Annotated in this window: 2 protein-coding genes and 1 pseudogene; all 3 read right to left on the bottom strand. The window is 40.3% G+C overall.

What is annotated here, in order from left to right; translation table 11 throughout:
- Nucleotides 1–258: pseudogene (locus tag ACFILU_RS01260) on the bottom strand (recombinase); the annotation flags it as partial.
- A gap of 86 nt (nt 259–344) precedes the next feature.
- Nucleotides 345–689, bottom strand: a complete 345-nt coding sequence (locus ACFILU_RS01255; RefSeq protein ID WP_375674422.1) for a hypothetical protein — start codon at nt 687–689, stop codon at nt 345–347.
- A 12-nt stretch (nt 690–701) separates the two neighbouring features.
- On the bottom strand, nt 702–1195 hold a 494-nt coding region (locus ACFILU_RS01250), incomplete at its 5' end, for a phage antirepressor KilAC domain-containing protein (protein ID WP_375674421.1).

Genomic DNA, 1195 nt, shown 5'->3' with positions numbered 1-1195 from the left:
GCTTTTAGTATGTGTATTAAGGGCGTTTTGTTCGATATTTTTGTATTCCATTTGCATAGTAGAAAGATCACGGACAAAGTTCTGGCGCTCTTGTCGTTCTATCTCTTTGTCTCGCAATTCGAGAAGGCTCTTGAGGCGTTCCAGATCGACATCATCTTTTAGAGCTCTTTCTAAAATAAGCTCCATAGCTGTAGATTTGACTTCACAATCGTTCGTTGTTTCCACTAATTCCGTTTGTGTGGTACTTAGTTCACTCATCTTGATTTCCTCCTATTTGAGCGCAATTCACCCGTGGCGTGAATCACGCTTGTGTTTAAATGATTGTTTGTGTGGTTAGAAACGGCTTATAGAGATACTATAAGACTAGTCGTTCGTATTTTCTCATCTGGTTTGTTCTCTAGTTGAGATGAGGTCAGTATTATCAACATGCCCATAAGCACCTGCATCATTGCCAATGCNGCATTATCAGAAATTTGTGCATCATCATAAACACGGGCACCTTCATAAACCCATGCATTATCACCAACCCAGCAATCCCCTTCGTGACTTAAATTGCCCTCATGCTCTATAAAACCCCCTAAATCGCCTTTCTCGACGTTTCCAAAGTCTCGTAAGGCGCGAATGCGGTGGAGAGTTCTGCCATTAACTTCGATTGTTGCGTCTGTCAGTTCGTATTTCTTTTTTATCATAATAACCTCCTCTTAATGCATGCTTTGTCTTTTAAGCTCTTGAGACAGCACACCAATTCCTTTTGCTGTGATTTTTGCGCAAGGAATGACTTTTTCTATTCCATTTGCGGTTTGAAGTGTGATAGTTGGGCAATCCATAAGTTGCTTTTGGATTTTGTCTTGATAAGGAAGCAAATTTCCACCTGCTGCACGCCGGTAAACCCAACCTTTTTTCTGTAAGAAGAGAATGAACTGTTTTGGTTTCATCTCGAGTATTTTAGCAGCTTCTGTAAGACCGAAGAGTCCATTATGACGCTGTAAGCTTTCAAGAGCCATGGCTTTTGGTGTTAAATCTTCAATGATGGTGTCTTTTTGATCTATTTGATCTTGTAGGTAATTCAAAAAGCCAATCATAGCCTTTGGACTTGAATAGTCGATTTGTGGTGTTACTGCTTGCTTTACACGCTTTTCACATTCGATAAAGTATAAACGGGCTTCTCTCCCTTTCTGATTGTTCTCAAGCATAG

This window comes from Bartonella sp. CL100XZDX (assembly GCF_042195375.1).
Taxonomy (GTDB): domain Bacteria; phylum Pseudomonadota; class Alphaproteobacteria; order Rhizobiales; family Rhizobiaceae; genus Bartonella.
This window is presented reverse-complemented; position numbering and strand designations above follow the sequence as displayed.